Annotated in this window: 20 protein-coding genes and 2 tRNA genes; 11 read left to right on the top strand and 11 right to left on the bottom strand. The window is 60.9% G+C overall.

From position 1 onward, the window contains the following. Positions 1 to 195 precede the first annotated feature (195 nt). The 3 genes from ACE2AA_RS09450 to eutC all read left to right on the top strand — a co-directional run bounded on the left by ACE2AA_RS09450 (position 196) and on the right by eutC (position 3,506). Complete coding sequence (locus ACE2AA_RS09450; protein ID WP_141301205.1) at positions 196 to 1,299, top strand: AraC family transcriptional regulator; 1,104 nt, start codon at positions 196 to 198, stop codon at positions 1,297 to 1,299. A 61-nt stretch (positions 1,300 to 1,360) separates the two neighbouring features. Further along, positions 1,361 to 2,743 (top strand): ethanolamine ammonia-lyase subunit EutB, encoded by a 1,383-nt coding sequence (locus tag ACE2AA_RS09445; protein ID WP_395369562.1) that lies wholly within the window; start codon positions 1,361 to 1,363, stop codon positions 2,741 to 2,743. Beyond that, positions 2,736 to 3,506, top strand: a complete 771-nt coding sequence (gene eutC, locus ACE2AA_RS09440) for an ethanolamine ammonia-lyase subunit EutC (protein ID WP_395369560.1) — start codon at positions 2,736 to 2,738, stop codon at positions 3,504 to 3,506. Before ACE2AA_RS09445 ends, eutC begins: the two co-directional genes overlap by 8 nt. Before the next feature lie 300 nt (positions 3,507 to 3,806). On the opposite strand, the gene ACE2AA_RS09435 is transcribed toward eutC, so the two are convergent. From ACE2AA_RS09435 to ACE2AA_RS09415, 5 genes are all read right to left on the bottom strand, one after another. After that, a tRNA-Glu gene (locus tag ACE2AA_RS09435) sits at positions 3,807 to 3,882 on the bottom strand. A gap of 68 nt (positions 3,883 to 3,950) precedes the next feature. After that, positions 3,951 to 5,798 carry a single-stranded-DNA-specific exonuclease RecJ gene (gene recJ / locus ACE2AA_RS09430; protein WP_395369559.1) on the bottom strand — a complete coding sequence of 616 codons (1,848 nt, stop codon included), beginning with the start codon at positions 5,796 to 5,798 and terminating at the stop codon, positions 3,951 to 3,953. 79 nt (positions 5,799 to 5,877) lie between these two features. Beyond that, positions 5,878 to 7,215 carry a homoserine dehydrogenase gene (locus tag ACE2AA_RS09425; protein ID WP_141261035.1) on the bottom strand — a complete coding sequence of 446 codons (1,338 nt, stop codon included), beginning with the start codon at positions 7,213 to 7,215 and terminating at the stop codon, positions 5,878 to 5,880. 26 nt (positions 7,216 to 7,241) lie between these two features. Continuing rightward, a complete protein-coding gene (locus ACE2AA_RS09420; protein ID WP_141261033.1) occupies positions 7,242 to 8,483 on the bottom strand; it encodes an LL-diaminopimelate aminotransferase in 1,242 nt (413 codons plus the stop codon). 86 nt (positions 8,484 to 8,569) lie between these two features. After that, complete coding sequence (locus ACE2AA_RS09415) at positions 8,570 to 9,484, bottom strand: hypothetical protein (protein WP_227000984.1); 915 nt, start codon at positions 9,482 to 9,484, stop codon at positions 8,570 to 8,572. Positions 9,485 to 9,786: 302 nt separating this feature from the next. Between ACE2AA_RS09415 and ACE2AA_RS09410 the strand changes: the two genes are divergently transcribed. Together ACE2AA_RS09410 and ACE2AA_RS09405 are read left to right on the top strand one after the other, a co-directional pair. Then, positions 9,787 to 10,470 carry an ATP-dependent Clp protease proteolytic subunit gene (locus ACE2AA_RS09410; protein WP_395372180.1) on the top strand — a complete coding sequence of 228 codons (684 nt, stop codon included), beginning with the start codon at positions 9,787 to 9,789 and terminating at the stop codon, positions 10,468 to 10,470. Positions 10,471 to 10,681: 211 nt separating this feature from the next. After that, positions 10,682 to 11,686 carry a ferritin-like domain-containing protein gene (locus ACE2AA_RS09405; protein ID WP_141301198.1) on the top strand — a complete coding sequence of 335 codons (1,005 nt, stop codon included), beginning with the start codon at positions 10,682 to 10,684 and terminating at the stop codon, positions 11,684 to 11,686. Positions 11,687 to 11,730: 44 nt separating this feature from the next. Here the strand turns inward: ACE2AA_RS09405 and ACE2AA_RS09400 are convergent, their stop codons facing one another. After that, positions 11,731 to 12,252 (bottom strand): hypothetical protein, encoded by a 522-nt coding sequence (locus ACE2AA_RS09400; protein WP_141261027.1) that lies wholly within the window; start codon positions 12,250 to 12,252, stop codon positions 11,731 to 11,733. Between the two features lie 251 nt (positions 12,253 to 12,503). Here ACE2AA_RS09400 and ACE2AA_RS09395 point away from each other — a divergent pair, with 251 nt between their 5' ends. From ACE2AA_RS09395 to ACE2AA_RS09370, 6 genes are all read left to right on the top strand, one after another. Further along, positions 12,504 to 12,872, top strand: a complete 369-nt coding sequence (locus ACE2AA_RS09395; protein WP_395369557.1) for a hypothetical protein — start codon at positions 12,504 to 12,506, stop codon at positions 12,870 to 12,872. A gap of 57 nt (positions 12,873 to 12,929) precedes the next feature. Then, on the top strand, positions 12,930 to 13,487 hold the full coding sequence (locus tag ACE2AA_RS09390) for a cytochrome b (protein ID WP_395369556.1): 558 nt from the start codon (positions 12,930 to 12,932) through the stop codon (positions 13,485 to 13,487). A gap of 406 nt (positions 13,488 to 13,893) precedes the next feature. Continuing rightward, positions 13,894 to 15,987, top strand: coding sequence for a bifunctional diguanylate cyclase/phosphodiesterase (locus tag ACE2AA_RS09385; protein ID WP_227000982.1), 2,094 nt, complete (start codon positions 13,894 to 13,896; stop codon positions 15,985 to 15,987). Positions 15,988 to 16,052: 65 nt separating this feature from the next. Further along, on the top strand, positions 16,053 to 18,287 hold the full coding sequence (locus ACE2AA_RS09380; RefSeq protein ID WP_141261020.1) for an EAL domain-containing protein: 2,235 nt from the start codon (positions 16,053 to 16,055) through the stop codon (positions 18,285 to 18,287). A gap of 75 nt (positions 18,288 to 18,362) precedes the next feature. Beyond that, complete coding sequence (locus ACE2AA_RS09375; protein WP_141261018.1) at positions 18,363 to 20,582, top strand: EAL domain-containing protein; 2,220 nt, start codon at positions 18,363 to 18,365, stop codon at positions 20,580 to 20,582. A 210-nt stretch (positions 20,583 to 20,792) separates the two neighbouring features. Then, positions 20,793 to 22,133, top strand: a complete 1,341-nt coding sequence (locus tag ACE2AA_RS09370; RefSeq protein WP_395369555.1) for a dihydroorotase — start codon at positions 20,793 to 20,795, stop codon at positions 22,131 to 22,133. A 420-nt stretch (positions 22,134 to 22,553) separates the two neighbouring features. Here the strand turns inward: ACE2AA_RS09370 and ACE2AA_RS09365 are convergent. The 5 genes from ACE2AA_RS09365 to infA all read right to left on the bottom strand — a co-directional run bounded on the left by ACE2AA_RS09365 (position 22,554) and on the right by infA (position 24,870). Continuing rightward, positions 22,554 to 22,629 (bottom strand) — tRNA-Phe (locus ACE2AA_RS09365). A gap of 61 nt (positions 22,630 to 22,690) precedes the next feature. After that, the gene (locus tag ACE2AA_RS09360; RefSeq protein ID WP_141261013.1) at positions 22,691 to 22,897 is read right to left on the bottom strand and encodes a DNA gyrase inhibitor YacG; all 207 of its coding nucleotides are present in this window, start codon (positions 22,895 to 22,897) and stop codon (positions 22,691 to 22,693) included. Then, positions 22,890 to 24,020 (bottom strand): ribonuclease E/G, encoded by a 1,131-nt coding sequence (locus tag ACE2AA_RS09355; protein ID WP_395369553.1) that lies wholly within the window; start codon positions 24,018 to 24,020, stop codon positions 22,890 to 22,892. The genes ACE2AA_RS09360 and ACE2AA_RS09355 overlap by 8 nt, the downstream gene beginning before the upstream one ends. Continuing rightward, entirely contained in the window at positions 24,005 to 24,634 is a 630-nt protein-coding gene (locus tag ACE2AA_RS09350; RefSeq protein WP_395369552.1) for a Maf family protein, read from the bottom strand. Before ACE2AA_RS09350 ends, ACE2AA_RS09355 begins: the two co-directional genes overlap by 16 nt. A 17-nt stretch (positions 24,635 to 24,651) precedes the next feature. Then, positions 24,652 to 24,870: a translation initiation factor IF-1 gene (gene infA / locus ACE2AA_RS09345; protein ID WP_010508114.1), complete on the bottom strand. Its 219-nt coding sequence runs from the start codon at positions 24,868 to 24,870 to the stop codon at positions 24,652 to 24,654. Positions 24,871 to 24,956: the final 86 nt, after the last annotated feature.

Below are 24,956 nucleotides of genomic sequence, written 5' to 3'. Positions count from 1 at the left end.
AAGGAATTCACCATCGCGCAGCTTTTGCGACGGGAATTGAAGTATAGTAAAATGACTTCCGTCCAGATCGTCATTGCTGGCATGGGGGGCACTGACGACATGCCCTACATAATTCTGGCATCATGGCGTTTAGGCTTGTTCCAGATCGTCAAAACATGAAAACTGGCAGTCGCTTCAGGATGTGGGGAAGGGACGATGCTGTCTGGCGATATACCCGGCCCGGCAGATGGCGCGATCAGGCAGCCGCACGTGCTTGCCGCCGCTGCTACAGGGGCATACCAGTTCATTCGTGAACAGGGCTGCGATCCTGATCGCGTGGCCCTGTCTGCCGGGCTGCGGCTTGATCCGGGCCTGTCGCAGACGGCCTTGCTCGACCTTGCCGGATACTGCCTTCTGTTTGAGGAAACCACCCGGCAGAGCGGGCATGCAGGGGTGGGCCTGTCATATGGCCGGCATTTTACCCCGGACATGCTGGGCCTGATCGGTTTTATCGCCATGGCGTCCCCCACGTTGGGCAATGCGGTGGAAAATGTGGCTGAACTGTTTCCGTATCATCAGGGCGGTACCATTACCCGCCTTGTCTATCAGGATGATGGATGCGCGCGGCTGGAATACCGGATCATGACGGGTGGCATCATCGGGCGTGAGCAGGATGCGGAACTGACCATGGGTATGTTCTGTAACATATTCCGCCATGTGCTGGGGCAATACTGGGCGCCACGGGCCATCTGGCTGGAACATCGCCGCATTGCCGCGCCGGGCGAATACGATAATGCCTTTGGCGCGCCGGTGCATTTTGGCATGGGCGTCAATGCGGTCGTGTTTGACAGGGCGGAAATGGGCTGCGCCATGCCGCAGGGAAATGTGCGGCTGCTTGATGTGCTGCGGTGTAGCCTGACAGCACTGTCATCTGCCGACATGCGCCAGCAGGCGCCGCCCGCCATGGATCCGCTGCTGTTGCGCATCCGCACCGAAATCCGGTATTCCATGGGCAATGGCGTGCCGGCCCTGTCGCAGATGGCGGAAACGCTGCGCATGCCGCGCTGGACCCTGCAGCGTCGTCTGGATGCAATGGGCATCACATTTTCCGCCCTGGTGGAACGGACCCGGCAGGAAATGGCCCGCGAATACCTTGCCCGTCCCATGATGCCTGTTGGCGAAATCGCGTTACTGCTGGGATATTCGGAAATCAGCGCTTTCAGTCGCGCATTCCGCAAATGGACCGGGGTGTCGCCACGCCTGTACCGCGCGGCGCGGCAGTCAGGTCAAGTCTTTGTGCCTGTCGGTCAAGATATCTGAAAACAGACGTTTATAATTCAGCCGTGGATGAACTACCTCCCGTTGGGAAGGCTATTGTACTGTGTCATATCATGCTTTTCTGGGGGGGGAGAAATTCTGCTTTTCCTCCCTGAAACAGGTACTTGCCTATGCTTCACCCTATCGCAGCGGTGATGAACTGGCAGGGGTTGCGGCACCTGATCCCCTGCAGCGCATCGGTGCGCGTGAAGCGCTGGCGAACATTCCGCTCCGGACCTTTCTGAACGAGGTTCCTGTCCCGTACGAGACGGATGAAGTCACGCGGCTGATTATTGACAGTCATGATGCCGCGGCCTTTGCCCCCGTCGCGCATATGACGGTGGGGGACCTGCGCGACTGGCTGCTGGATCATGAAACTGACGGCGCGACCCTTGCGGCGCTTGCGCCGGGACTGACGGCGGAAATGGTTGCGGCGGTCAGCAAGCTCATGCGCAATCAGGATCTGGTGACGGTTGCGCGCAAGATTACGGTCCGTACGGCCTTTCGCAACACGCAGGGCCTGCCGGGATGCATGGGATCGCGGCTGCAGCCCAATCACCCGGTGGACAGCCTGCCGGGCATTGCCGCATCCATGCTGGATGGCCTGCTGCTGGGGGTGGGTGATGCCGTGGTCGGCATAAACCCCGCATCAGACAACATGGCCAATGCCAGTGACATCCTGCATATGCTTGAAGATGTGCGGGTGCGGTATGACATTCCCATACAGACCTGCCTGCTGACGCATGTGACCAATACACTTCAGCTTATGGAGCGGAATGCGCCGGTGGACCTCGTATTCCAGTCCATATCGGGCACACAGGAGGCGAATGCCGGCTTTGGCATTTCCCTGTCAGTGCTGTCGGAAGCGTATATGGCCAGCCAGTCGCTGGGGCGGGGAACGCTGGGCACGAATACCATGTATTTCGAAACGGGACAGGGGTCGGCCCTGTCGGCCGACGCCCATCATGGCATGGACCAGCAGACGGCGGAGGTACGGGCCTATGCCGTGGCGCGGGCTTTCTCGCCACTGCTGGTCAATACGGTGGTCGGCTTCATCGGCCCGGAATATCTGTACGATGGCAAACAGATCATCCGGGCGGGGCTGGAAGACCATTTCTGCGGGAAGCTCATGGGGCTGCCGATGGGGTGTGACGTCTGTTACACCAATCATGCGGAAGTGGATCAGGACGACATGGACAACCTGATGATGCTGTTATGCACCGCAGGCATCAATTTCCTTATCGCCGTACCCGGCAGTGATGACATCATGCTGAATTACCAGAGCCTGTCCTACCACGATATCCAGACCCTGCGTTCGCTGTTTGGCGTGCGGGCGGCGCCGGAGTTTGAAGAGTGGCTGGTTGCGCGTGAAATGGTTGATGCAAAGGGTCGGATACGCGTCAATTCCCCCAGCATTTTTTCCGGGATGATACCCTGTAATGACTGATGATCGTCCCATTTCCTGGCAGGCATTGCAGGCACGGACTTCGGCGCGCATCGGCCTTGCCCGTGCGGGCAACACGATTTCCGGCGCGGCGGTACGGGAATTCCAGTACGCCCATGTCCGTGCGCGTCATGCTGTCTCCATCGCGCTGGATATCAACCAACTGAACCTGTCGCTGCCTCATATCGAGGTTGAAAGCAGGGCTGGGGACCGTGATGAATACGTCAGGCGTCCCGACCTTGGGCGACAGTTGTCCGACACAAGTCGGGAAAGCCTGCCACATGGGCGGTATGATATCGTGTTTGTCATTGCCGATGGACTGTCGGCTCTCGCGGCGCAGCAGCAGGGGCCTGCAGTACTGGCAGCGATAATACCCTTGCTGGCGGACTGGTGTATCGCCCCGCTGGTTGTGGCGCAAAGGGCGCGGGTGGCGTTGGGCGATGAAATCGCGACCTGCCTGGGTGCGCGGTGCGTGGTGATGATGATCGGGGAGCGTCCCGGCCTGCGCTGTGCCGAAAGCATGAGTCTGTACATGACATGGAACCCGAAGGTCGGGATGCGGGATTCAGGACGGAACTGCATTTCCAATATCCATGGTCATGGCGGGTTATCCGCCATGACGGCAGCAAGCAGTCTGGTATGGTTGCTGAAGATGGCGCGAATGCGCAATTACAGTGGCGTCAATCTCAAAGACGAAACCTGTACTATTGAACAGACAGTCCGACCGGATGGGCAGAAAATGTTATTGGATAGAACAGACCAGTAAAAAAACGGTCGCTGAGAGGCTGGTTGGAAAGTCAAGCCGGGAAACTTCCTGTAATTAAAGGAAGTTGTTTGGTGAAGCTTTGTCAGAAGCTTCAGGGAATGCAGTCTTGTTTTGGCAGGGGCGGCGTCAAAATTTTTTACAATAAGTTTTGTTTTCAAACTGCCTTTATGGCCATAGGCGCGCCAGCCTATCCGCTGTAACCCGGGCAACGAAGCCCGCAGGATACAAATTAAAATAAAGCGGCAATCTGGAAAGTGCCTGTAATCAGCTTACATCCGCAAAAAATTGCGACAAAGTAGCTGGCGTCCCGTACGGGATTCGAACCCGTGTTGCCGCCGTGAAAGGGCGGTGTCCTAGGCCTCTAGACGAACGGGACTAAAGGCGTGAGCGGTAAGTATCCCGACACGGGGGTGGGGTCAACCCCCTGATTCAAAAATATTGAAATTATTGGGCGATTGCCGCGTCGCGGATAAAAAAAGTGGCGGATGTCCGGCCGTTCCAGCTTTCCGCGCGCAGCCATCCCGCCAGATGCAGCGGCGGGCTGTCGCGATCTTCCAGCACGGGGGCCAGGGGACTTTCATTGGCGCGGAACACCAGCGCCTTCAGTCGGGGACCACGGCCTTCGCCCTGCAGCGTCAGGCGCAGGGTATTGCCTTCCCGCCCGATCCGTTCGGCATAGGCCACGCGCACGCGGGGCAGGGCGATCAGGGGTTCATCATTGCCCGCGCCAAAGGGGGCCAGACGGTCCATGTCGGTCGCCAGGGCCACATCGGCGGCAGCGACATTCACCACGGCGTCGATGGTCAGGTCCACGGCATCGGGCAGGCTGGCGGCGGTAGCCAGGTGGCGGTCAAGGAATTCCTGCAGGGCGGGAATGCCATCCGCTGGCAGGCCGAAGCCCGCCGCCATGGCATGTCCCCCCCCCGATGACAGCAGTCCCGCCTGTCGTGCCGCGATAATGGCGCCACCAAGGTCCAGCCCCGGAACGGACCGGGCGGAGCCTTTTATGCTGCCATCTTCCATTTCCGCACCCACCAGAACGGGGCGGTTGAATTTTTCCTTGATACGTCCGGCCACGATTCCGACCACGCCGGGGTGCCAGTCCCGGCCGCTCAGCACCAGTACGGCATGACCCTGCGCGCGTTGTTCGGCCGCCAGTTCCATGGCGCGGTCAAGGATGCCGGATTCGACGCCCTGCCGGTTATGGTTGACGGAATTCAGCTTCTCGGCCAGTGCCTGCGCTTCCGCTGCGTCCGCGCACAGCAGCAGGCGCAGCCCCAGACCGGAATCCGCGATACGCCCGCCGGCATTGATGCGCGGCCCCAGCGCGAATCCACATGTAAATGCTGATAGCGGGTCACGTGCCCCCGCCGCATCCAGCAGTGCGGACAATCCCGTGCGCTGCCGTCGTGCCATGACTTTCAGCCCCTGGGTGACAAAGGCGCGGTTCAGGCCGCTTAACGGCATGACGTCGCATACGGTCGCCAGCGCGACGAGGTCGAGGCTGTCCATAAGCTGCGGGTCGGGATGGGTGTCGAACCACCCGTCGTGACGCAGGATGCGCACTGTGGCCACCACGGTCATGAATGTGACCGCGGCGGCACAGATGCCGTGTAGTCCCGAAGGGCAGTCGGGCCGGTTCGGGTTGACCGTGGCCAGCACGCGCGGCAGTGCGCCCTGCACCTGATGGTGGTCAAGGACAATGACGTCACCGCGCCCGCTTGCGTGTTCCAGCACCTCCACCGCCGCCGTGCCGCAGTCCAGGCAGACGATCAGGGTCGCCTCCTGGTCCTGCATGGCCGCGATTGCGGGCGCGTTCGGGCCGTAACCTTCCCGCATGCGGTCAGGAATATGGGTCAGCACCGTGCAGCCCTGACGGCGCAGGAAATCGGTCAGGAGTGCCGTGGAACACGCGCCATCCACGTCATAATCCCCGAACAGGCCCACCGTTTCTCCATTGCGGATGGCAGTGGCCAGACGGGCAGCCGCCGTATCCATATCCGTAAAGGTGGACGGGTCGGGCATCAGCGCGCGCAGGGTGGGTGTCAGGTAGGTTGCAACCTGTTCGGGTGCGATACGGCGCAGGGCCAGCATGCGGCCCACGATTTCCGGTAGCCCGGTCTGCTGTGCAATGGCCATGCCCATGCGGTCGGTATGGCTGGCCTGTCCGCCTTCGCGCCAGTTCCACCGGCGGCCCGTAACACTGCGGGTAACCCCCAGCACGGCTGGCTCCTGTTCCTCCTGTGGCGCGGGGGACGCGGGAAAGGGGGCAAGCAGGTCGGCAGCGGACATGAAAACGGATCCTTGTTGGTATGCGGCGCACGGGAAGGCAGGGGGAATGGTCCGACCGGAACCATTCCCCGCCCGACGGTCAGGCCGCTTCGATACGGATCAGCGCAGGCTCATCCAGTACGGCGGACAGTTCCGCAATATGGTGCAGCGCGTGCTGCATCGCCGCCTCGCTGGTTTTGTGCGTCAGCAGCACCAGCGGCACGGCATGGGTACCATCGGCGCGGACGTCATGCGCATCGGCATGCTGGAGCATGCTGCGCAGCGATACCCCGTTGTCCCGCAGTACTGCCGTTATGTCGGCAATCACGCCGGGGCGGTCTTCCACATTCAGGCGCAGGTAGTACTCACCCGTAAACGACTTGCTGGGCAGGGCTACGGCCTGCATCAGGCTGTCAGCGGCACAACCCCAGACCGGCATGGCGGAGCCACGGGCTATGTCGATCAGGTCGGCGCATACGGCGGTGGCGGTCGGCCCTTCGCCCGCACCGCGGCCTTCCAGCATCAGGCGGCCGGCAAAGGCCCCTTCCGCCACCACGGCGTTGAAGACGCCATTGACTTCCGCGATTGGCGCATCCTGCGGCACAAGGCAGGGATGCACCCGGGCCTCGATGCCGTTTTCATGCTGGCGCGCGATACCCAGCAGCTTGATGCGGTAACCCATCCTGCGCGCGAACTGCAGGTCCAGCGCGCCGATGCGGCGGATGCCTTCGATATAGACGGAGGCAAACACCACGGGCCGACCGAACGCCAGGCCGGCAAGGATTGCCAGCTTGTGCGCGGTATCGATGCCATCCACATCGGTCGATGGATCGGCCTCGGCATAGCCAAGCTTCTGCGCATCGGACAGGATTTCGGCAAAGTCCCGCCCGGTTTCATGCATGACGGTCAGGATGTAGTTGCACGTGCCGTTCAGGATGCCGCCGATCTTCAGGATCCGGTCCGCTGCCAGTCCCTCGCGCACGGTCTTGATGGCGGGAATGCCACCGGCCACAGCCGCCTCGAACATCAATGGCACGCCAGCTGCCTGCGCCGTGCAGGCCAGTTCGGCACCGTGAATGGCGATCAGCGCCTTGTTGGCGGTCACTACCGGGCGCCGGTTTTCCAGTGCGCGGGTCACCGTCAGGCGCGCAGCGCCTTCAGCCCCGCCAATCAGTTCTGCCACTACATCCACGTCGGGGTGGGTGGCCAGTTCCTCGGGCGTGTCACACCAGGCGACATTGCCCAGGTCTATGCCACGGTCACGCGTGCGGTCGCGCGCGCTGACGGCGGTCACCACCAGTTCGCGGCCCGCGCGGGCACGGATCAGGGACGCGTTTTCACGCAGCAGTTTTACAACGCCGGCACCAACCGTGCCCAGTCCCGCAATACCGATGCGCAGCGGCGGTTTGGGGGCGGGTTTGCAAGGGGAAGAAGTCATCTGTTTTCCGTCAACCGAGTGGGCAGTCATGAATGGGCAGGCTGCGAGTCAGGCAGCGGGGCAGCCTGCTGCGTGGTGGGGGCGATGCCGCCATGTTCCGTCATGAAATGGCGGATGGAACGGCAGGCCTGACGCAGGCGCTGGGTATTTTCCACCAGTCCGATGCGCACGAAACCCTCGCCATGTTCCCCGAAGCCAAGGCCGGGGGCCACCGCGACGCCCGCTTCCTTCAGCAGCAGCTTGGAAAAACCCACGCTGCCCAGTTCGCGGAAGCGTCCGGGGATGGGGGCCCATGCGAACATCGACCCTTCGGGGGAAGGAACCTCCCATCCTGCCGCCTGCAGTCCCTGGATCAGCACGTCACGGCGTTTGCGATAGATGTCGCGGATTTCAGCCACACAGTCCTGCGGGCCGCTGAGTGCCGCGACCGCCGCGACCTGAATGGGGGTGAACGCGCCATAGTCCAGATAGGACTTGATACGGGTAAGGGCCGCGATCAGCTTCGGGTTGCCCGCGGCAAAGCCCATGCGCCAGCCCGCCATGGAATAGGTCTTGGACAGGGACGTGAATTCAACGGCGATGTCCTTCGCCCCGGGAACCTCAAGGATGGAAGGGGGCACATTGTCGCCAAAATAGATTTCCGCATACGCAAGGTCCGACAGGATCCAGATTTCATGCTTGCGCGCAAAGGCCACCAGCTTGCGGTAGAAATCAAGGTCCGCGAGATATGCGGTGGGATTTGACGGAAAATTGACGATCAGCGCAGTGGGCTTCGGCACGGAATGGCGCACCGCGCGGTCCAGTGCTTCCAGCATTTCATCATCCGGTGTCGCGGGAATGGAGCGCACGGACGCGCCTGCGATGATGAAGCCGAACTGATGGATGGGATAGGACGGATTGGGTACCAGGATCGTATCGCCCGGGCTGGTGATGGCGGAGGCGAGATTCGCCAGCCCTTCCTTGGACCCAAGGGTCGCAATCACTTCCGTCTCGGGGTCCAGCTTTACGTTGAAACGTCGTTCGTAATACCCCGCCAGCGCCCGGCGCAGTCCCGGAATGCCACGGCTGACGGAATAACGGTGCGCGCGCGGGTCCGCCACCGTTTCCACCAGCTTCTGCACGATATGGGGCGGGGTGGGGGTGTCGGGATTGCCCATGCCCAGATCAATGATATCCTCCCCCCGCGCTCGGGCCTGGGCCTTGGCCTTGTTGACTTCAGCGAAGACATAGGGCGGCAGGCGGCGGATACGATGGAATTCTTCGGTCATGGGACGCTCTGTTGCGGGCGCACGGCAGGATGTGCGCCGGGTTGGAAAAATGACATGCCCGCCCGGCGGGGGGCATGCACCACACTCTAGCGCACGATGGCAATTCTTGCACCATTGCCAAAGGCATGGGCGTGTACCACGATTCGGTTGGCTGGCACGCCACGCGCCCGCAGCATGTTGGTCAGGGTGCGGGTGCGCAGCAGGGCAAGATTGAGGGCCGCGGTCTGCCCTTCCGCCGTGGCGGTGGCGGCATTGCCATAACCATTCACGATCACAAAGCGGTTGCCCCGCTGTTTCACGACGTTGCCGACCACGTCTTCCTCGCCATCCTCGATCTGGTCCGACCCGGGCAGGAAGCGTACCGGGTCCCCGTCTTCCGGCGTTGCCAGATGATAGGTGGGCAGGTCCATGCCGTCTCGCGCGGCATTGTCGGGCAGGCTGATCCCACCCACGGAGGGCAGTTCGGGCGGTGCATCGGCGATCGATGGCAGGTTGGCGGGAATCGCCTCGGGCGTGTCGGATACCGTTTCCGTCACCTCCGGCATGACCAGCTGTCCATTGCTGTCACGCACGGGTTCGGCCTGATGGGACATGCCACGTTCGGATTTTGGCCTGGTGCCCGCTGCTGCCTGCCTTCCTGCCTGCGTGCCGTCATCCGCCGCCGCGAGGGAGGCGGATTGTCCCCCACCATTGCTGGCCGGGTGCGACGGGATGGGGGGAATGTCGGCAGCCGTGGGCATGGTGCCCATGATCGCGTCCTGGCGCTGGTTGAGTTCGCGCTGGGCCTCAAGGTCGGCGGTGATGTCCTGACGCAGGTCGGGTGAGGGGAGTTCGGGCGTCCTGTCCGGCCCTAGCCCGACCTTGGGATAGGGCTGGTGCGTACCGGGTGGCGGGGGACGCTGCTGGCCGATCACGCCGCCCTGGTAGTTATGGTACCAGTCGGACACGGAATCGACCGTGTCCTGATGGTGCGCGCAGCCCGCCACACCGGTGGCAAGCAACGCCAGCAGGGCAGCCCGCGCGACGGCGGTCTGTCTGGACGGCGGAAAAAAAAATCTTCCGGGACTTGGCGATAGTGCCCGCTTTCCCAATCTTAGCTCCCATGGCCTTTTTTTGGCCTGCACACAACACGACCGGGGCAAACTAGCCTGCAATGCCGATCTTAGCGAGGGGGATCGCGCACCGGGTCCGTAGCCGGCAGCGGTCATCGTGGCTGATTGTCAGGTCGGGACTTGGCACCGGACGCAAGGCGGCGCAGGATAAGGACATGACCAGGACAGTCCCGGAGCATAGGGAGAACCCGATGAACGGCATGCAGCCGAAACACCGCATCCGCATGGATGATGAAGATCCCAGGGATCCCAGGGATCCCGATATCCCCGAACCCCAGGGCCCGGAAACCGAGGAACCCGACAAGAACCGTACGTTGTCCTCCCCCATCGGGGAACTGGAAAGTCGTCTGTTCGATCAGCGCAAGGTGCTGGTGTTCGGTCCGATCAATGACAAGATCGCCCGTGACGTGACCGGTCGCCTGCTGGCGCTGGCCGGTGCGTCGGACAAGCCGATCGATGTGTACGTGAACTCCCCCGGCGGTCATGTGGAAAGTGGCGACACCATCCATGACATGATCCGCTTTGTCGATTCGGTGGCGCCCGTCAACATGATCGGTACCGGCTGGGTCGCATCCGCTGGCGCGCTGATCTTTGCCGCGGGCAATAAGGAACGGCGCTACTGCCTGCCCAATACGCGTTTCCTGCTGCACCAGCCCATGGGCGGCGTGCGTGGCCCCGCGACCGATATCGATATCGAAGCGCGCGAGATCATCAAGATGCGTGAGCGCCTGAACCGCCTGTTCGCGCGTGAAACCGGACAGCCTTATGAAAAGGTGTGCAAGGATACGGACCGCAATTACTGGATGTCCGCGCATGAGGCGATCGAATACGGGCTGGTGACGCGCGTGATCGACAAAATCTCTGACCTGCATTGATTTAAGGCAAGGCGGACCGCCTGTCGGGTCCATAATGCTGATGGTGCGTTGTGCGGGGGGTGTTTCGGCATTCCCCGCAAATTTCAGATAACAGTTCTGCACTTCCTGGTTTGGTGTGATATGGACACCAGAAATCAGGGTGTCAGCTGTTGGGATAAATGCCACATCGGCCGGCGTATCCACGCGACACCGTTCCGAGCAGCGAGCCGACATGACGAAATCACTTTCTGACATCTACACTACTCTGCCCGAAGCCCGCGACCCGGGGGCCGCGACCCCTGATGCCGTGGCAAAGGCCGATTTCAACGCCCGTCACTGGTCCAGCCCGGTGCCGGGCCCGCTTACGCCCGGATCGGCGGAGCACAAGAAGGCGGTGGCGGACATGTTCCGCGACACCTTCAATCCCTACAAACCCTCGGTCATCGAATGGCCCAAGCTGGACAAGGAAACGCTGGAACGCGTGACCTCGCTGCCGATCTGGGACATTGCCGTGCAGACCGAAGGCAAGGCCCGCCTGCGCATGGCGGCCTATGCCCGCCTGATTGACGACCCGGACATGAAGGATGCCCTGTCACGCAACGCGTGGGAGGAAAACCGCCATAAGGAAGTCCTGTCCAAGATGGTGGCGGCCTACGATATCCCGCTGGCGTCCGAACCCCCCTACATCGAACCGCGCGATGTGGAATGGGCCTATCTGGTCACGGGTTTTTCGGAATGCGTGGACAGCTTCTTCGCGTTCGGCCTGTTCGCCATCGCGCAGAAATCCGCCTTCTTCCCCCCCGCGCTGATCGATACGTTCGAGCCGGTGATGCAGGAAGAATGCCGCCATATCCTGCTGTTCGCCAACTGGCTGGCGTGGCATCGCGCCACCATGCCGATGTGGAAGCGCCCCTGGTTCGAGGCGCGCGTGATCGGCGTATGGTTCTTCCTGCTGTATGAACGTCTGGGCATGGTCACGACGTTCGATGCCGAAGGCAACAAGCACGAACAGGACAACAACTTCACCGTGAATGGCACGAAGGAAGTCGCCAATGTCGACGTGCCGCTGCGCGACATGATCGACATCTGCCTGATCGAGAACGAACGCCGTTTTTCCGGCTACGACCCGCGCCTGCTGCGGCCGAAGCTTGCGCCCAATCTTGCGCGTCTCATCCGCTTCTTCCTGCCGCGCACGCCCAATTCCGCCAGTCTGGAAAGCCAGGCCGGCGCGGCGTAACCGTCCAGTCCCCACCCGCAAATGCGGCGGGTGGGGCCATATCCTCAGCCCAGGGTAGGGGTAGCTGTGCCTGCGCCGAAATCAAGCTGGCCCAGATAGGCCACGCGGCTTGCGGCCACGATGTCGCCGATCCGGCCACCCTCGATCCGGGCATAGGCATAGACCTTGCTTTCCTCCTCATCGGAGGAACCGATCGCAAGCCCCGCGAACTGCGTGCCCGCTTCATCCTTCAGCTGCCATACATCCCCGCGCACGACCGCATCGTATTTGTAGCGGAAGCCGGGAATGATCTTTGTCAGCAGCAGCGGCATGACTTCCGTGACATCCAGCGCCGTGCGTACGAAGGCGGTGCAGGCTTCATCGGGCACGAAATAGCCCTTGGCCGCCGCCGTCATCATGATCAGGCCGGGCGTTGTCCTGCCGTTCGTGACAAGGCGGCTGCGAATGACGATTTTCTGGTCATCGCGTGAGACTTCCGATGCAAGCATCACGGTGCCCACCGGTGCTGCCAGCAGGTCGGGCACAACCGTCATCTGGGTCAGGGGAAGGGTGGCGAGGATGGTCATCTCTCATTCTCCAGCAGGCAATGTGTCGGTAACGCTGCGGGTGGACCGTGTACAGCGTTACGTTTCATGACAACCATACGCCCGTTCACGTGTTTTAGGATGCATGGCACACGCGCGTCATATGCGTGGCAGAAATGTCCCGGTCCGGCCGTATGCGCAATACTATTGGCGCGGCGGGGTGCATGCCCCATGTAAACAGCATGAACGCCATGTGGACCAATTGCATGGCGCATAACGGGAGGAAAAGCCGGATGTCAGGTTATATTACGAAGGGTCTGGCCGCCCTGACGGTGATGGTGGCGGTCAGTCATGGTGGCGTAGCACATGCACGCAGCCATTCCAGCGGAAACAGCAGTGACATGGGCAGCTATACACCGGGTGAATCAGAAGCGAACGATGCATCCGCCGGGGTAAGGGGTAACTATAGCGCGCCGGAAACCGGTTCGGGCGGTGGCGTGCCACAGTTCCGTAATGATGGCGAGGAATCCGACCAGATGACAGGCGCCATGATGATGCCCGGCACCGCATCGGGCAGCGAAGCCCCCGGCATGAGTGACGGCAGTTATTCCAACATGCATATTGGTGGGGAAGACAGTTCGATTCTGCTCGGCGTTGACTGATACGACCGTCACGTTCCCAGTGTCTTCACGCAGCTACCAGGCCAGCAGGTGATCGGTATGGCAGCATATTCATCCGTCACGTCGCGTATGCCCCAGCGGTACAGTTGGGAAACCCGCTGGCTGCACTGGATCACCGCCGTCCTGGTGGTGGAACAGTTCGTGGTGGGGCAGGTGGCGTGGCACCTTATGGACCGCACGGCCCCCATGCGGTCGTTTCTGGCGGTTACCCATACGTCGCTGGGCGTGCTGCTGGCGGCGGTGTTCGTTACCCGCATGGCATGGGCAATGACGGGGGGGAAAGCAATTCGTTTTCCCGTTGTAACATTTCAGGATCGTGTCGCGCGCCGCATACACCGCCTGCTTTATCTGCTGCTGGGCGGGGAAATCGTGTTCGGTTACATGGCGCGCTGGACAACTGGGCGTCCCGTGATTGCATTTGGCGTGCCGATCAATTCCCCTTTTCCGGCATTGATGGGCGGGGCGCATTTCTTTTTTTCGTCGTTACATCATTGGAATGCATGGTTACTGTTCTGTCTGGCATGCTTTCACGCCGGCGCAGGATTTTATCACCTGCTGGGGATCCGGGATCAGGTTTTCCAACGCATGCTGCCCTAATGGCGGCATGCGGGGCTTGGTGGACTGCTACCGTTTGCAATCCAGCCAGAAACAAACAGAAACAATACGAAAATAGGTATAATTTAGGAAAATAAACCTATTATTGTATGTTGGTCTGGTATTTCCTTATTAATATTGGAGCAGTGTTCCTATCAGCATGATGTAGGGATGCGGGAGATTGGATATAGGATTTTGAACGGGATATTTGTTGTTGCATATTCTGGAAACCTTTACTAATATCCGATTAATCATAATAAATATAAAAATAAATATCTGATACTTTGTTAAATGCCCCTATTGTAGGCGTTTGATACCGGTCGGTTTTCCGCATTACGTGTGTGGTGGCAGATTTTACCCAGAAATCTGCTGATAACTGGATGGTATTGATCGTTGAAAAATGGAATCAATGAGCAATCATATCTATGAACTGAGGGTTTATAACCCCTTTCTGCTGTCTGGTGCGCTGATCGTTTGTGTGCTGGGTGCATGGATTACCATGCGACTGGTCGCCCGCGTATCTGAAACCAGTGGCAGGCAGCGTGTCGGCTGGTATTTTCTGACCGCCATGGCGGGTGCCAGCTTTGTCTGGTGTACTCATTTTGCGGCCATGCTGGCCTATCATGCCGGCGCCGACGTGAATCTGGACCCGCAGTATACCGTGCTTTCGCTGGTGGCCATGTTCGTGGCCATGCCCTGTGCGGTCATGGTGGCGGTCAGGCTGCGCGGGCGCGGGGGCTGCATGCTGGGGGGAATCATCCTCGGCCTTGGTATCGCCAGCATGCATTATATCGGCATGGCGGCGTACCATATCGATGCGCCCGTCGTGTGGAACATGCCGCTGGCGATCGTGTCGGTCCTGATCGGCATCGGGCTGTCCGCCGCAGCCCTGCTGCTGGCGTTGCGCCCGGTCAGCCTGCGGCGCGAGATCGAAATGACGCTGGCCATGGTGGGTGCCGTGGCCGGGCTGCATTTCACCGGCATGGCGGCCATGCATGTCACCATGCACCCGCATATGCAGATGCTGCATGACAATGAACAGTTTCAGGCCATCGGCTTCGCTGTCATTGCCGGTTCGATGCTGACAATCATTGCCGGTATCGCCTGCTTTGTCATTGACGGCAGCGTGCGGCAGGAATCGTATGACGAACTGCACCGCATGGCCATGTCCGATGCGCTGACCGGCCTGCCCAACCGCATAAGCTTCAATGAACGCCTCAATCAGGAAGTCGCAACGGCTGACCAGAATGGCGAACAGTTTGCGGTCATTGGTATTGACCTTAATAAATTTAAGGAAATCAACGATACCCGTGGCCATGCGGCTGGCGATGTCGTGCTGACCACACTGGCCGGGCGTTTCAGCGCGCTACTGGGGGAAGGAGAATTCGTGGCTCGTCTGGGGGGGGATGAATTCATAGCCATCCACCGCACGTCGGATCAGGCGGAACTGCATGATTTCGTAAACCGCATCCAGCAGGCGCTGAACCAGCCCATTCCCATTGATGATTACATGGTGACCAGTGGCGGCAGCATCGGGGTTGCGGTCTATCCGGTTGATGCGACGGACAGTGAAACCCTGATCTCGCGCGCCGATCTTGCCATGTATCGCGCCAAGACCGACCTGCAGCATACGATCTGGTATTATGAAAGCTCGCTGGACCAGAACGTGCGTGAACGCCGTGCGATGGGTGATGACCTGCGCGACGCCATGACCAATGGCCAGCTTTCGCTGTTCTTTCAGGTGCAGACTGTCGTCGCGACGGGCGCGGTTTCGGGATATGAGGCCCTGCTGCGGTGGGAACATCCGGTGCGTGGCAGCGTTCCCCCCACGGAAATCCTGGACCTTGCCTATGAAAACGGCCTGATTATCGAACTGGGTGAATGGGTGCTGGACCAGGCGTGCCAGGCTGCGGTGGGCTGGGATGGGGATGTCCGTGTCGCGGTCAACATGTCCGCATCGCAGTTCCTGCTGCCGCGTTTTGCCGATACGGTGCAGGCGACCCTTGCACGCACTGGCCTGCCCGCGGGCCGCCTTGTCATCGAAATTACCGAGGCAACGATACAGCGTGACCGTCCGCGTGCCTTGGCCATGGCCCGTAAGGTGCATGCGCTTGGGGTCAGGCTTGCGCTGGACGAATTCGGTGGCCCGAAATCGGTCCTGTCGATGCTGCGCGAATTCCCCTTTGACAAGATCAAGATCGACCGCACCCTCATGCAGCAGGTGGGCACGGACCCGGCCATGGCCGAACTGGTGCGCTCCGTCATGATCGCGGGTCATGCGCTGCAGGTCTCTGTTCTGGCGCAGGGGATCGAGACGCCGGCCCAGCTTGCGCTGCTGTCATCCGAAGGGTGTGACGAAGGGCAGGGCTACCTGCTTGGCCGTCCCGCGCATGCCCCCATGGCGGCAACCGTGCCAGCGCCTGCAGCCCCCACCATGCCACAGGCGTTCGCTGCGACGCCCATGCGTGCGGCGTGCGCCCCGTCATTCTATCCCGCCGCCTGATTGCCGGCTGGAATATTCCTATGAAACTGTGTGAGAAAGTAATGAACCCCCACGAAGCGCCTGCCATGACTGACGACCACAAGCCTGCCACCAAGCTGGACATGACAGCGGATGTCAGCCTCCAGCTGCTGGAGCAGGCAACGGATGGCGTCGTGATCATCAATGAGCGCAACGAGGTCGTGTTTTTCAACCCGGCAGCGGAAAAACTGTGGGGTTTCACCGAGGAAGAGGTGATTGGCCGCAATGTCAGCTGCCTCGTTCCCTCGGTCTATCGCGCCGATCATGACAGCTATATCTACAAGAACCGCAAGACGGGCGTGAACCGTATTGTCGGCACCTCACGCGAAGTCACGTTCGAGAACAAGGCCGGGGACTACATTTCGGGCGAGATGTCGATCTCGACCGCGCTGCTGGGGCCGGAAAAGAAGCGCTACTACATGGCCTTCATGAAGGGCGTGACCGAGGAAAGCCACCGCCGCAAGCTGCTGGACCTGCAGAATACGGTATTCCAGGCCATTTCCAATGACATGCAGGTGGAGGACGTAGCCGACCTCGTCTGCCGTGAAGTGGAAAGCTTTGTTCCCAACACGGTGTCCGCCATCATCCTGCTGGATGAAAACAACCGCCTGAGCATCCTGTCCGGTCCCGGCCTGCCGCGGCGTTATGCCGCAGCCCTTGAAAACATGTCCCTGACCGAAGGGGATCTTGCCGCACTGGGCAATGACCTGTCCGAAGCGAACAGCATCGTGTGGGACAGCTACCGCTCGCTCGGGATCTCGCTGGGGCTGCATAATTGCTGGGCTTCGGCCATCAAGTCGCGCAACGGGCGGATTTCGGGCATTTTCGCGCTGTATTCGCGCAACCAGTACAAGCTGAGCGACTGGCCGCAGAAGATCGTCACCGGTTGCGTGCCGTTCTGTAGCGTCGTGATCGAGAATTATGAGGCCCAGCAGCATATCTCGCAGCTGGCCAACCATGATTCCCTGACGGGTTTCCTGAACCGGACCGCCATCCACAAGGTCATCAAGTCGATGATCGACCGGCCGGGTGACAATCAGTTCGCGGTCTTCATGATCGACGTGGACCGTTTCCGCGATATCAACGACACCCTTGGCCACCAGAATGGCGATGCCTTCCTCAAGGCGATTGCCGAACGGCTGAAGGGCATGTCACGCAGCAACTATATCCTCAGCCGTTCGGGCGGTGATGAATTCGTCATCGTCATGCCCGACAGTGATGAAGCAAAGGCATCCGCCTTTGCCGAAAGCCTGATCAAGGCCATGCAGGAACCCATCGAGATTGCGGGCAACCTGCTTGTCGTCTCGCTTGGCATCGGCATCAGCGTGTTCCCTGAAAACGGGCCGGATGGCGAATCCCTGCTGGGCCATGCCGAAATCGCCATGCGCCGGTGCAAGAAGGAGGCGCGTGGTGGCTACTGTGTGTCCAGCACGGCGGATAACCGCGCGGCACAGGACCGGCTGCTGCTGGGGTCCGCGCTGCGTGAGTCGCTGGCCAAGGGCATGCTCAACCTGAATTACCAGCCGCAGGTCGATATCAAGACGGGCAGGCTGTATGGCGTGGAGGCCCTGTCGCGTTGGCAGCATCCGACGCTGGGCAACATCTACCCTTCACGTTTCATCGCGGTGGCGGAAGATACCGGGCAGATCGAGACGATCGGCACGTGGTCGCTGGAAGAAGCGACGCGCCAGATCATTGACTGGGAACGCCAGGGGCTGCATGTCCCTACGGTTTCGGTCAACCTGTCGGCAGCACACTTCCGCAACCGTGGCCTGCCTGCGCTGATCGAGCGTATCCTCAAGGAGCGCAAGCTGCAGCCTGAACGCCTGTGTGTCGAGATTACCGAAAGCGTCATGATGGACGAAAACGAGGACACGATGGAGGGGCTGGCCGCCATCCGTAACCTTGGCGTCGGGTTGTCGATGGATGATTTCGGGACGGGTTATTCATCCCTGTCACGGCTGACGCGCCTGCCGCTGACGGAAATCAAGATCGACCGCAGTTTCATCATGAACCTTGAACACGATCCCAATGCGCAGGCCGTGACCACGGCGGTGATCGGGATTGGCAACCGCCTGAACATGACCGTCGTGACCGAAGGGGTCGAGACGGAGGCGCAGCTCAAGCTGCTGCGGGGGCTGAACTGTGATGTGGTGCAGGGTTACCTGTTTGCCCGTCCCATGGCGCCCGATGCCCTGCTGAAATGGGCGAAAGGGCCGGACATGAAGCGCGTGTCCGACATGGCGCGCGATGTCCCGCATGAAGGCGAGCAGACAAAATAGGTCCCCGGGCGGTCCATGACCGCCCGCCCGTCCTGGTGCCTGCCTGGAAACAGGCATTTATAATTTTGGATTACCATGAAAACCGAGAACCCCAAGCCGCTTCCAGCTACCGAGACCATTCCTGACATCAGCTTTGAACTGCTGAATCAGGCCCGCGACGGGATGGTCATAATCGATGATCATAACATGATCCTGTATGCCAACCCTGCGGCTGAAACGCTGTGGGGTTACGACACCGGCGCGCTGGCGGGCAGGCCGGTGGGTGAACTTCTGGCCGCATCGGTCGGGAACAGCAGCCTGCCGATCGCCGTGGAGGCACCGGCACTGGAGCCGGTCGCGGGTGAGGTCACGTTTGAAAACCGCAGCGGGGATTACATCTCCGCCGAGGTCAGCCTGACGGCGGCACGGCTGGGGAAGGGTGGACGCACCTATCGCCTGATGATGGTGCGTGGCATTACCGGCGCGGGCCATCGCAGCCGGGTGATGGAACTGCAGAATACTGTTTTCCGCTCCCTTTCCAGCGAGATCCAGATTCAGGACGTGGCCGACATGGTCTGCCGCGAGGTGGAGGTGCTGGTTCCCAATACCGTCGCCGTGCTGATCCTGCTTGATGAACAGAACCGCCTGCGCATCCTGTCCGGTCCCGGCATGCCGCGCCGCTTTGCCGCGGCCCTGGAAGAAATGCGCCTGACGGATGCGGATATCGCAGCCCTGGCCAATGATCTGGGTGAGGCCACCACCATTGTGTGGGACAGCTACCGTTCCGTGGGCATCTCGCTTGGGCTGCACCATTGCTGGGCATCGGCCATCCGTACCCGCAACGGGCGCATCACGGGCATTTTCGCGCTGTATTCGCGTTCCGAACGCAACCGGGGCGAATGGCCGGCCCAGATCGTCAGCAGCTGCGTACCGTTCTGTGGCGTGCTGATCGAGCAGCACGAGGCGCGCCAGCATATCTCGCAGCTGTCGAACTATGACCCGCTGACCGGTTTCCTGAACCGCACGGCGGTGCATAAGGTGATCCGCTCCCTGATCGGTCAGCCGGGTGACAATCATTTCGCGCTGTACATGATCGATATCGACCGTTTCCGCGATATCAATGATGCGCTGGGCCATATCAATGGCGATGGGTTCCTGAAATCCGTTTCCGAACGGCTGAAGGGTATTTCACGCAGCAATTATATTCTCAGCCGTTCCGGTTCGAATGAATTCCTGATTATCGTGCCGAATACGAACCAGGCAGACGCACTGAAATTTGCCGACAGGCTGCATGAATGCGTAAAGCAGCCGATTGAAATCGGTGGCAACATGATCGTGCCGACCCTGGGTATCGGCATCAGCCTGTTCCCCGAAAACGGGCCGGACGGCGAATCCCTGCTCAGCTATGCCGAACAGGCGATGCGTCAGGCCAAGCGTTCGGGACTGGGCATGACCCACCTTGCGCGTTCGGAAGACAACAAGGCGGCACAGGACCGGCTGCTGCTGGGGTCGGCGCTGCGTGAATCGCTGGCGCAGGGCCTGCTCAACCTGCATTACCAGCCCCAGATCGATGTGCGGAACAATACGCTGTATGGTGTGGAGGCCCTGTCGCGGTGGAACCACCCGACACTGGGCAACATCTATCCCTCGCGCTTCATTGCCGTGGCCGAGGAAACCGGGCAGATCGAAGCCATTGGCACATGGTCGCTGGAACGCGCGGTGCAGCAGATCCTGGAATGGGACGCCCATGGCATTTATGTGCCGACGGTAGCGGTCAACCTGTCGGCGGGGCATTTCCGCAACCGTAATCTGCCCGGTTTCATTGCCCGCCTGCTCAGTGACAGCAATCTGGAGCCGCACCGCCTGACGGTCGAGATTACCGAAAGCGTCATGATGACGGAAAACGAGGATACGAACATGGTCCTGCAGGCCATTCGTAACCTTGGCGTCGCCCTGTCGATGGATGATTTCGGGACGGGATATTCGTCGCTCTCGAGGCTGACGCGCCTGCCGCTGACGGAAATCAAGATCGACCGCAGCTTCATCATGAACCTGGAGCACGACGCCAACGCACAGGCCGTGACCACGGCGGTGATCGGGATTGGCGGGCGCCTTGGCATGACGGTGGTGACCGAAGGTGTCGAGACCGTGCGTCAGCTTGACCTGCTGTGTCAGCTTGGCTGTGACGTGGTTCAGGGATACCTGTTCGCCCGTCCCATGACGCCGCAGAAGCTGGAGGAATGGATCAAGGAAGGCAGCTTGCAGACCGTTCTGCAAAAAGCGCAGGAAGAACGTAAGATCGCGTCTGCGGACTGACGTCCTCCCGGCATGTCAATGTAATGGCAGCACCCCGGTCCGAAAGGGCCGGGGTGTTTCATTATGGGGGTCATTACGGGTGAGGATGGTTTGCATGCTACCGGGCGCGTGCCATACATCGGGTCAGGACGTGGCGGGCACAGGCGTGGCCCGGCGCGATATTTTCCGCCCGCGCTGCCGACCTGCGGGCAATGGCCACAGGATAGTCCCATGACCTTACCCGTTTTTGATCTTTGTCTGAAAAATGGCAGCGTTGTCCTGCCTGATGCAACGGTCGTGACCGATGTATACGTGCGCGACGGGCGGATTGCCCGGATCGGGGGGCAGGGTGATGCCGGTCGCGTCATTGACTGTACCGGCCTGACCATCCTGCCCGGCGTCATCGACACGCAGGTCCATTTCCGTGAACCGGGCCTGACTGCGGCGGAAGATCTGGCGACCGGCAGCATGGCCGCCGTGATGGGAGGGATTACCGCCGTATTCGAAATGCCCAATACCAAGCCCGCCACCGACCGGCCCGAAGCCGTTGTCGACAAGCTGGAACGCGCGCGTGGGCGCATGTGGTGTGACCATGCGTTTTATGTGGGGGCCACGACCGACAATGCCGATCGGTGTGGTGAACTGGAAATGCTGCCCGGTACGGCGGGGATCAAGATTTTCATGGGGTCTTCCACCGGCAGCCTGCTGGTATCCGATGACGCGGTGCTGGAGCGCGTGCTGCGTTCGGGCCGCCGCCGTGTCGCCATCCATGCCGAAGACGAGGCCCGGCTGCATGAACGCCTGTCTGAACGCAAGGCAGGTGATCCATCCAGCCATCCTGTCTGGCGTGATGAGGAAACGGCCCTGCGCGCGACACGGCGTATCGTGCGTCTGGCGCGGCGCACGGGCCGGCGGATCCATGTGCTGCATGTCACGACACCCGCGGAACTGGAATTCCTGTCGGGGCACAAGGATATCGCCAGTTGTGAGGTAACCCCCCAGCATCTGACGCTGGCGGGTGAAGAAGCCTATGCCGAACTGGGCACGCTGGCGCAGATGAACCCGCCCATCCGTGGCCGCAAATGGCGTGATGGCCTGTGGTACTGGATGGGGCAGGGGGTGCCTGACATCATCGGGTCCGATCATGCGCCCCATACGTTGGAAGCCAAGCAGCGCAGTTATCCTGAAACGCCTTCGGGCATGCCCGGCGTGCAGACCCTGCTGCCGCTGATGCTGGACCATGTGGCGCATGGCCGCCTGTCGCTGCGTCGGGTGGTGGACATGACATCGGCCGGTCCGCAGCGCCTGTTCGGGCTGGTGCGCAAGGGGCGCATTGCCGTGGGGTATGATGCCGACTTCTCGGTGGTCGATCTTGCCGCGCGCTGGACGGTTCAGCAGGAATGGCTGGCTTCCAAATGTGGCTGGTCACCTTTTGTTGGTTGCGAACTGACGGGGCGCCCCATCGGCACGATCATTCGTGGCAATGTTGTCATGTGGGAAGGCCAGCTTGCCCCGACGGCCCAGGGCAAACCCCTGCTGTTTGACGCTACGGACCGCCCGCAATCCGTTTGAGCGGTGTCGCAGACAGGCAGACAGAAGGGCAGTAAAAGTTTCTGGATGCCGCTTTTTTCAAAAAAGCGGTATTCCCTGTAGCCCTTTGAAAAAAGCTTCACCTAAAACTTCTTGATGATTTGCAGTCTGTTTCAGACAGTCTCTTACTGGCCACAGGGGTAGCTACTCCGATTCCTTCTGCGGTCGTCTCCCATTTTTCAGCGCCAGACGGGCTAAACAGTAATGAAGCCCTGACCCAGGCAGATCATATGATCCGCGACATGATGGTGACCGCCGCATCGGCCTGATGCCACCTGTGCCATCGGACGTCCCCAGGCATGTCAGGAATATGTGGGATAAGACAGCCGACTGGACCATGAACCGCAGGCTGTGCGGAATGACATGGACTTACAGATTCTATCATATTTTTTGGAATTTGAATGGTGCCCAAGGGCGGGATCGAACCACCGACACTGCGATTTTCAGTCGCATGCTCTACCAACTGAGCTACTTGGGCACCGGGCCGTCTGTCCGGCTATGTCAGGGCAGTCGGGACCGCCGTGACGTTGGACAAGCGTTTAACCTACCTCATCATCGGGATCAACCCGTCTTGTGTATTTTTCATCCTCTCCGGATGGAATCTCCGTCGAGGGCACGCGGTACTGGCCGGAAAACCAGCGACCCAGGTCAACATCAGCGCATCGGCGCGAACAGAACGGTCGGTATTGCTGCTGTGCGGGTTGACCGCAGACGGGGCAGGGGGGAAGGGTAGACTGTTCAGCCATGATCGAATCTCCAGCCATTGGCGGGCAGGCCCTGATCCATGACAGGCTGAATTACGCGGCCCGTCAGGCGCATGAAGTCCTCCATCCAGCCCGGATGGTCCTGCAACAGCGCCATGATGCCATAACCACACGCCAGCATGACAGGGCGGCCATCGGGCGGCATGCCACGATAGGCCTGCATCTGCCCACGCAGCGCATGGAGCAGTCGGCCTTCGCGCGACTGGAACAGTTCATGCAGCGGCGGATGGATGCGCGGACGGACAATTTCCGCCAGCCCAAGCGCCGTAAAGCCCAGGAAGCGCGGACGCAGCGGGTCGTTTTTCAGTAACGCCTCGACCGTTTCCGACAGCGCCCGGCGCTTGCGTATGGCAAGCCCCGCGACATCGACAATGATCGCGCCGGACAGGTTGCGCAGCCGCAACTGGCGCAGCAGGTCAGGCAGTGCATCACGGTTGGCGGCAAACTGTGCCGTCTGCTTGGGGCGGCGGTCCATGCTGGTGCCTCCGCCATCCATGTCGATCGCTACCAGTGCGGGTGTGGGCGTAATGCTGGCCGACATGCCGCCGGGCAATGGCACAACGGGATCTTCCAGCGCATCGGCCTGCGCGCGGAGGTCACTGTCGAACGCGCAGTTGACGCGGGTCAGGCGTGGGTGAAAGACAGCAGGCAGCAGGGTGCCAATGGCGACGTCATCAATGATGATGGGCGCCAGCGGGTAATATCGGGCCAGTCGTTCCAGCGGCGTAGGACCACGACGCAGCAGTTTTGGTTCCGCCCCACCGGGCAGGTCGGACGGCAGGTTGCGCGCACCCAGCCGCACGCCCTTGCCCCCCTGTGCGCTGCGGGTGACGGTCACAAGGACGGTCTGCCCCTGTGTCAGGGGACCAAGTCCTTCAGAATCCGGCAGGAAACCTGCCTGCTCCAGTCCCGGCAGGGTGATGAACGTGCCGCCAAGTGCAGGGACATGGGCGCTGACACGGGCGCGATAGATATCGCCCACGCCATCAGCCATGTCAGGCCGCCACAGGGCAAAATCCTGCATGACGTCATTGTCCATGACGGCGATGCGGACCTCTCCAGGGCTGCTGCTGGCGCAGATGCGCATGCTCACCGGAGCCAGCATCCCTTCTGGCCACGCAGCATCTGCGCGGTTTCAAACAGTGGCAGGCCGACAATGCCGGTGTAGCTGCCAGACATGAAGCGCACGAACGCCGCCGCCTGGCCCTGGATGGCATAGCCCCCGGCCTTGCCGTTCCAGTCACCTGCTTCAATCAGCGCATCGATCTGCACCGACGTCAGGCGGGAGAATGTGACCGTGCTGGCGACCAGCCGGTTGCCCGCGCGGCCACCCTGCCATGCGGTGGTGGGACGCAGGGCCACGGCGGTAAAGACGGTATGGCGCCGTCCGGACAGCAGGTTAAGGCACCTGCGTGCCGTATCCGCATCCTCCGCCTTGGGCAGGATGCGTCGGCCAAGGGCCACAACGGTATCGGCCGCGATGACCAGTGCCGGAATATCCAACGTGCCCGCTACGTGTTCGGCCTTTTCCGTCGCCAGACGCTGGGCATGGGAACGGGGCAGTTCGTCAGGCCGGGGCGTTTCATCGATATCTGCTGGATGAACCTGATCGGGAACCAGCCCGATCTGTCGCAGGAGCGCGAGCCTGCGGGGGGAAGCCGAGGCGAGGACAAGCTGCGCACCCGTATCCGCCCCGGATGGAGCGGTGTCTGCGGTCATGACCGACAAAGGGCGGCTTACTTGAAGCGGAACGTGATGCGACCTTTTGTCAGGTCATAGGGCGTCATTTCCACATTCACGCGGTCGCCCGCCAGCACGCGGATACGGTTCTTGCGCATCTTGCCGCTGGTATGCGCCAGGATGGTATGCTCATTATCCAGTGTCACGCGGAACATGGCATTGGGCAGCAGTTCGGTTACTGTGCCACTGAATTCGATCATGTCTTCTTTAGACATCGTGTCCTTCAATCATCAAAATTGCCGTCATGCTGCGGGCCCGCAGCGCAATACGGTTGGTTTATGTGGGGATACTCGTCGCCCGG

The sequence above is a fragment of the Komagataeibacter diospyri genome (assembly GCF_043995075.1).
GTDB classification, from domain to species: Bacteria; Pseudomonadota; Alphaproteobacteria; order Acetobacterales; family Acetobacteraceae; genus Komagataeibacter; species Komagataeibacter diospyri.
The sequence above is the reverse complement of the archived record's forward strand: the minus strand, read 5'-3'. Positions and strand labels throughout refer to the sequence as shown.

Coding starts and splice junctions, on each gene's coding strand:
- ACE2AA_RS09450 (WP_141301205.1), top strand. CDS start 196: ATGCTGTCTGGCGATATACCCGGCCCGGCAGATGGCGCGATCAGGCAG.
- ACE2AA_RS09350 (WP_395369552.1), bottom strand. CDS start 24,634: ATGACCGCAGACACCGCTCCATCCGGGGCGGATACGGGTGCGCAGCTT.
- ACE2AA_RS09375 (WP_141261018.1), top strand. CDS start 18,363: ATGAAAACCGAGAACCCCAAGCCGCTTCCAGCTACCGAGACCATTCCT.
- ACE2AA_RS09360 (WP_141261013.1), bottom strand. CDS start 22,897: ATGGCTGAACAGTCTACCCTTCCCCCCTGCCCCGTCTGCGGTCAACCC.
- ACE2AA_RS09400 (WP_141261027.1), bottom strand. CDS start 12,252: ATGACCATCCTCGCCACCCTTCCCCTGACCCAGATGACGGTTGTGCCC.
- infA (WP_010508114.1), bottom strand. CDS start 24,870: ATGTCTAAAGAAGACATGATCGAATTCAGTGGCACAGTAACCGAACTG.
- ACE2AA_RS09355 (WP_395369553.1), bottom strand. CDS start 24,020: ATGCTGGCTCCGGTGAGCATGCGCATCTGCGCCAGCAGCAGCCCTGGA.
- eutC (WP_395369560.1), top strand. CDS start 2,736: ATGACTGATGATCGTCCCATTTCCTGGCAGGCATTGCAGGCACGGACT.
- ACE2AA_RS09405 (WP_141301198.1), top strand. CDS start 10,682: ATGACGAAATCACTTTCTGACATCTACACTACTCTGCCCGAAGCCCGC.
- ACE2AA_RS09370 (WP_395369555.1), top strand. CDS start 20,793: ATGACCTTACCCGTTTTTGATCTTTGTCTGAAAAATGGCAGCGTTGTC.
- ACE2AA_RS09420 (WP_141261033.1), bottom strand. CDS start 8,483: ATGACCGAAGAATTCCATCGTATCCGCCGCCTGCCGCCCTATGTCTTC.
- ACE2AA_RS09390 (WP_395369556.1), top strand. CDS start 12,930: ATGGCAGCATATTCATCCGTCACGTCGCGTATGCCCCAGCGGTACAGT.
- ACE2AA_RS09425 (WP_141261035.1), bottom strand. CDS start 7,215: ATGACTTCTTCCCCTTGCAAACCCGCCCCCAAACCGCCGCTGCGCATC.
- recJ (WP_395369559.1), bottom strand. CDS start 5,798: ATGTCCGCTGCCGACCTGCTTGCCCCCTTTCCCGCGTCCCCCGCGCCA.
- ACE2AA_RS09410 (WP_395372180.1), top strand. CDS start 9,787: ATGAACGGCATGCAGCCGAAACACCGCATCCGCATGGATGATGAAGAT.
- ACE2AA_RS09395 (WP_395369557.1), top strand. CDS start 12,504: ATGTCAGGTTATATTACGAAGGGTCTGGCCGCCCTGACGGTGATGGTG.
- ACE2AA_RS09385 (WP_227000982.1), top strand. CDS start 13,894: ATGAGCAATCATATCTATGAACTGAGGGTTTATAACCCCTTTCTGCTG.
- ACE2AA_RS09380 (WP_141261020.1), top strand. CDS start 16,053: ATGACTGACGACCACAAGCCTGCCACCAAGCTGGACATGACAGCGGAT.